Source organism: Undibacterium sp. Di27W (assembly GCF_049340345.1).
Lineage (GTDB): Bacteria > Pseudomonadota > Gammaproteobacteria > Burkholderiales > Burkholderiaceae_D > Undibacterium.
In genome coordinates, this window is record NZ_JBMPOS010000007.1 from 332714 (window position 1) to 339005 (window position 6292).

The window sequence follows — 6292 nt, forward strand, 5'->3', positions numbered from 1 at the left end:
AATGTTACACATCATCGATGATGAAGAAGTCATACGCGATTCTTTATCCTGGCTGGCCAGGTCCAGGCAAATTGCCGCACATAGCTATGAAAGTGCAGAAAAGTTCCTGGTTGCTCTCGACAAGCCTCTGATTTTTGACAGCCAGGGTGATTGCATCCTGCTGGATGTACGCATGCCTGGCCTGACTGGTATCAACTTGTTTGAAATGCTGGCAGCCAGGCAATTGACCAAGCGCTTGCCCGTGATCTTTTTGACAGGCCATGGTGATGTGCCAATGGCGGTGGACACGCTCAAACGTGGTGCCTTTGATTTTTTTGAAAAACCGTTTAACGACAACAAGCTCATGGACAGAGTACAGGAAGCCCTGGCCATTTCACGCCAGGCAGGTGCTGCGGCTCTGGTACATGACAGGCTGGCCAGCCTGTCTGCCCGCGAAAAAGAAGTGCTGGACCTGATCCTGTTAGGCAAGATGAACAAGGTCATCGCTGACCAACTGGGCATCAGCATGCGTACTGTGGAAGTACATCGCGCCCATATCTTTGACAAGATGCAAGTCAAGACTGCCGTAGAACTCGCGGGGCTGTTGAAATAGATGAAGTAGAACGATGTCCATCTTCACCCTGCTCTTCCCTGACTTCAGCCTGATACTGATTGGTTTCCTGCTGGCGCGCCATGCGCACTGGGGCGGGCATTTCTGGGCGGGGGTGGAAAAGATCGTCTATTTCATCATGTTCCCGGCCCTGCTGTTTTATACCACCTCGCGCACCCGCTTTGATTTTCATTCTACCGGTCATTTGCTGCAGGTTGCCGTCATCACTACCGCTTGCGGCATGCTGCTGGGCTGGCTGGCCAAGTTCATGTTCAAGACTGGCCCCAGGATATTTGAATCAGGCGTACAGACAGCATTCCGCTTTAATTCCTATATAGCGCTGGCGATTGCTTCACGCCTGGCGGGTGAACAGGGCACCGCGCTAATGGCGCTGCTGATCGGCTTTCTGGTCCCTCTTTGCAATATGGGTGCAGTGTATGCACTGGCGCATAATAGCGGCAGGCTCATGAAAGAAATCGCCAGCAACCCGCTGGTCGTCGGTACCGCCAGTGGCGTTTTGTTCAGCGTGCTTGAAATACCCATGCCTGAAGGCATAGCCGCTACCCTGTCACGTCTGGGCAATGCCTCTATCGCATTGGGCCTGCTGGCCGTTGGTGCTGGCATGCGCCTGTCCGGCCTGCGTGAAGCCAAGGGCATGGCCACCTATTTTTTATCAGTCAAACTATTGGCTTTGCCACTGATCGCCCTATTCCTGGGGCGCTGGCTGGAATTACCACCATTGCAATTACAGATTGCCGTCGTCTTTTGCGCCCTGCCTACCGCATCCAGTGCCTATGTACTGGCAGCACGCATGGGTGGTAACGGGCCATTTGTAGCCTTCCTGATTTCAGCGAGTACCGTCCTGTCGGTATTGACTTTGCCAGTCTGGCTGAGCCTGGTGCGCTGATGCAGTCAAGCGGTAGTGAGCTTAAGCCTGTGTGGTAGCCATGCCATTCCGCCCGCGCGCATTCGCCGGGTCGGACAATATCGCATTGATCTGATCAAAACTGACTGGTTTGACCAAATGCGCATCAAAACCGGCATCCATTGCCAGTTGGCGATCTTTTTCCTGGCCCCAGCCGGTAATTGCTACCATGACTGTGTTTTTCAGTTCAGGCATGAGGCGCAATCCGCGCACCAGATCATAACCGTTCAGATGAGGCAAGCCGATATCAAGAAAAGCAAAATCCGGGCGAAAAGCCGCCGCCATGCTCAGTGCTTCAGCACCATCATGGCTAATCAGGGTGGTATGGCCTATCAGCTCCAGCAACTCACCGAACCCCCTGACGAAATCCACATTATCATCCACCAGGAAAATCCGGTATTTTGCATCGGCCGCCTGCCTGCCAGCGACCTGCTGACCATTAGCAACGAGATTGACCAGTGCTGGCAAGCGCAAGACAAATTCACTGCCCTCACCCAGGCCCGCACTATGCGCGACTATACTGCCGCCATGTAATTCTGCCAGGCGACGGGCCAGCGATAAGCCTACTCCCAAACCAGCATTCGAACGTTCTATCGACGAATCTGCCTGACTGAACATGTCGAAGATACTTTCCTGCATATGCGGGGCAATACCTATGCCATTATCCTTGATGCGTATATCAATATGAGTCGCTTCCAGCGTGGCGATCAAACTGATTTGCCCGCCTTGCGGCGTATATTTCACCGCATTGTTGAGAAGGTTGGAAATAATCTGCGCCAGCCGAGTCGCGTCCCCCGCAATCATCACCATCTGTACTGGCATCTGCACTTCAAACTGATGGGCAAATTTATCAATCAGCGGTCGCGCAATCTCCACCGCATTATTGATGATGGCATGCAGCGACACGGGCGCTACCTGTATCGCCAGTTTGCCAGTATTAATACGCGAGACATCCATGAGATCATCGACCAGGCGCACCATCTGCACTAGCTGTCTTTCCATGATATCGCGTGCCTTGGCTGCTGCGGCTTTGTCGCCTTCTTTCAGGCGCAAGATATCCAGGCCTGTGCGTATCGGTGCCAATGGATTACGTAATTCATGCGCCAGCGTCGCCAGAAATTCATCCTTGCGGCGGTCAGCCTGCAACAAGGCTTCTTCCGCAGACTCGCGTATGCGCACCTCTTGCTCCAGCCTGACATTGGTCGCCTCCAGTGCATCGGCGCGGCGGCCCAGTTCTATCAACATGTCATTGAAGGCGGCAACCAGAGTACCGATTTCACCACCATCGCGGCTTTCCACGCGCAAGGAAAAATCACGATCATGCATGACCTGGCGCGCGACATCCGTAATCGCACCCAAGGGTTTGGTAATCGCCACCTGCAAACGCGACGCCACGATACCAGCCAGCAGCAGGCTGATCAGCATGACGGAAACCAGGATCAGGCTGTAACTCTTGATACGCTCAAACAAGGGGTAAATTTCGCGGATATATACCGTGCCAAGAAACTCACCGTTTTCAACCACCCTGTAGTAGACATGCAATTCGCTACCATCTATCGTATAACCCGGTGCACCTGGCGCCTCAGGATAGGCAGGCGAACCGAGGTCGGCCTGCGTATAGCCAGCAAATCGCTTGCCATTGGCATCGTAGATTGCGCCGACAAGGATTTGTGGCCTGGCACTCAACATGCCCAGATTGTGTTCGGCAGCGGCATTGTCATTAAAACTCAGGGCCGGTGCCACTGCCTTGCCTACAATTTCTGCCTGCGTAGAAAGATCACTGACCCATGAGCGCTGAAAAGACACCAGGTCATAGAACAACATGGCAGCAGAAGCAACGATCACCGCCACCATGGTGGTCATCATCGCCATCAAAATCAGCCTGCCCCTGACGCTCTTGGTTTCAATCACTGTTTTCATGGCGTGTTTTTTTGTACCAGATAAGCAACCGACAGCAAACGTGAACTCAGCTTCAAACCCGCTTTTTCAGCAGCCGGCAAAGAAACTTCAAAGCGCACCCTGTCATCCACTATGCGAAAGTTAATCACACTACCCAGCCGCATGCCACTGTCAAATTCTGTAATAGACAAGATGCCGAGGGCAGCGGCATTGCGCAAGGGTTTTTCAGCCGAATCAGATTCGGCGATACCGATGAACAGTATATGCAGGCCATCCAGTTTTTCACGCGGCGCTATGGTTTTAACAGTCACGGTGCGGCCATTAATGCTGCGGCCTGTGACCTGGCGCGTCAGGTCAGCTGCCACATCATCCGCACCCAGCACGCCGATCACCAGGGGCGTTTCAGCACTACCAGCTTCAGTCGCTGGAAAGTCAATATAGCCTATGAATTTTGCAATGAAGGCTGCCTTGATATTGCGCTCCTGCGGCACTTCAGCCTTGACTGACCATGCAGTACATATCACCAAAAACGACAATAACAAGCATGCCAGCAAACGCCAGAAGAATGGCATCACCATGAAATGCTGATCTTGATCGCTGGAAGCCTGGCCTGGGTCTGCATGTTGAAGATGGATGTCAGTCATATAGGCTGACTAAAAACGTTTGGAGATTTTTAACAACACGCTACGCTCAAACACACTTCTACTCGCAATGCCGCCAAACTCAGTATGTGATGCGTGCAAAAGATTCTGGCCTATGATGGCAACATCAATATCTGGCCGTACGCGCCACGACCATTGTGCATCCATTTCATAATAAGCGGGTACAACCGGATTGCTCAGGTCTGAGTTATAACGCAGGGATAGATCAAGCTGCTGATTCCCCGATAAATCAGAAGACGAACGCAAGGTCCAATGACGCCCAGGATCATTGTTGGCCAGGCCGCTAGTGCCGCTGCTGTCCTTGCTGCCAGCAAGCAGCCTGGTAGTGACGCTTTGCACGACCAGACCGCCTGAGAGTCGCCATTTATCGACTGGCTGCCAGCGCCACCATGCCTCCAGCCCCCTGGTGCGCCCCTCCCCCATGTTCTGGAATACCGAGCCACCGCTCGCCTGAGGTTCCAGCGTACGCAAGTTATCATAGCTGCTGGCGAATGCCGTCAGCGAATAAGAAAAACCATTATCAAGTTGCGAGCGATAACCGACTTCAAGAACCTTGGCCACTTCAGACTGGAAATTGGGGCCGCCAGCGATAGCAAACTGGGGGATGCCATTCACCACTGGTGGATTGGTCGGTGAATAAAAATCGCGGTCTATACGCGAAGGTGCGCGCACCGTGCGTGACAGGCTGGTCCATATCAGTTTCGACTGTTCTGGCATCCAGGCCAGGCGCATATTGGGTAATTGCTCCCAGCCAGTATAATTATTATGCTCGGCCTTCAGCCCTAAGGTGAGTTTGAATTGCTGGTTGATGGCAATTTCATCCTGGGCAAACAGATTGGCCCAATGCATGTTCAGGTCACCAGGCAAAAAACCAAAAGCCGGGCCATTATTGACGCGGTCATTTGAATAGCGATAGCCACCACCCCAGGAAAAACGGTGATCATCACCAAAATGCAGATTATGTTGTGCCTGCAAATCCACCGTCCCCAGGCGCTCGGCAAAGGCATTCGGCTGATTACGTTCGGTATGGTCAAATATCAAACCCAGATGCAAGTCAGAACCATCATCCAGTTTACTATTGAGCGCCCCCGTCAGATTGGCACCACTGATGCGAATATTTGGCGTGCCCGTCTGTCCCAACTCCCCGGAGTAAGTATCGCCAGACAGCGATACGCCATAATTGCGGATCAGCCAGTCAGACCTAAAACCCGCTTGCAGACGGCGAAAACCAGTATGCGTATTAACCCCGGCAGCGGTAAAAGTATCGTCTACCTCAGTGGCTTTCGCATAGACCCGGTAATGGCCATTGCTAAACAACTCACCACCATAGCGAAATCCACCAACCCGGTCCTTACTGCCACCGACAAAACCCATGACACCATCCTGCGTATCCTTGGATGATTTGGTGATAATACTGATGACACCATTAACCGCATTCGCCCCGTAGATAGTTGCCCCCGGGCCGCTGATGACTTCTATGCGTTCAATATCCGCCATCAGCACATCTTGCGCATCCCAGAAAACGCCAGAAAACAAGGGAGAATAAATACTGCGTCCATCGATCAACACCAGCAGTTTATTTTCAAACGCACTGTTAAAGCCACGTGCCGTAATCGCATAATTACGCGCATCCACCCGCGACACCTGCAAATTGGGCGCCAGCCGCAAAACCTCAGGCAAGCTACGCGCACCGCTACGGGCAATGTCCGCCGCACTGATGATATAAATAGAAGCCGCCGCATTGCCCAACTTCTCTTCCTGGCGCGACAAAGACGTGATGACAACTTCGCTCAATTGCTCCAGCGAAAGCCCAGGCAATTCGCCATCCCCCTCAAGCGCCAGGGCGCTGACTGGGGATAGGACTAAAAAGAAAGCTGAACATACAGCTGCATGAATGCATTTTTTGAGCATGATAAGCTGTCTGTGGATATATTTAAGGAATTCTGCTACCAGGGCGTATCCTGGCATAACAAATGCCAACGCCCAGGCCTTACCAGGATGATAAGGGCTGATTGTCGCAGAAAACTGTTAGCTATGCCACTTAGGGTGAGGAAGCAACAAATTAATGACGCACCTGCACACAGGTCGCATTGCTGTTGCTGTTGCTGTTGCTGTTGCTGTTGCTGTTGCTGTTGCTGTTGCTGTTGCTGTTGCTGTTGCTGTTGCTGTTGCTGTTGCTGTTGCTGTTGCTGTTGCTGTTGCTGTTGCTGTTGCTGT

Annotated in this window: 5 protein-coding genes; 2 read left to right on the forward strand and 3 right to left on the reverse strand. The window is 52.5% G+C overall.

The window, feature by feature from the left end; translation table 11 throughout:
* Position 1: 1 nt before the first annotated feature.
* On the forward strand, positions 2-592 hold the full coding sequence (locus ACO0LF_RS16515; RefSeq protein ID WP_423015846.1) for a response regulator transcription factor: 591 nt from the start codon (positions 2-4) through the stop codon (positions 590-592).
* Between the two features lie 13 nt (positions 593-605).
* Positions 606-1496: an AEC family transporter gene (locus ACO0LF_RS16520; protein ID WP_423015848.1), complete on the forward strand. Its 891-nt coding sequence runs from the start codon at positions 606-608 to the stop codon at positions 1494-1496.
* A 21-nt stretch (positions 1497-1517) separates the two neighbouring features.
* Here the strand turns inward: ACO0LF_RS16520 and ACO0LF_RS16525 are convergent, their stop codons facing one another.
* The 3 genes from ACO0LF_RS16525 to ACO0LF_RS16535 are packed head-to-tail and all read right to left on the reverse strand — an operon-like array spanning position 1518 to position 5986.
* The gene (locus tag ACO0LF_RS16525) at positions 1518-3434 is read right to left on the reverse strand and encodes an ATP-binding protein (protein WP_423015850.1); all 1917 of its coding nucleotides are present in this window, start codon (positions 3432-3434) and stop codon (positions 1518-1520) included.
* Complete coding sequence (locus tag ACO0LF_RS16530) at positions 3431-4057, reverse strand: YfiR family protein (protein ID WP_423015852.1); 627 nt, start codon at positions 4055-4057, stop codon at positions 3431-3433. Before ACO0LF_RS16530 ends, ACO0LF_RS16525 begins: the two co-directional genes overlap by 4 nt.
* Before the next feature lie 9 nt (positions 4058-4066).
* Positions 4067-5986, reverse strand: a complete 1920-nt coding sequence (locus tag ACO0LF_RS16535) for a TonB-dependent receptor plug domain-containing protein (protein ID WP_423015854.1) — start codon at positions 5984-5986, stop codon at positions 4067-4069.
* Positions 5987-6292: the final 306 nt, after the last annotated feature.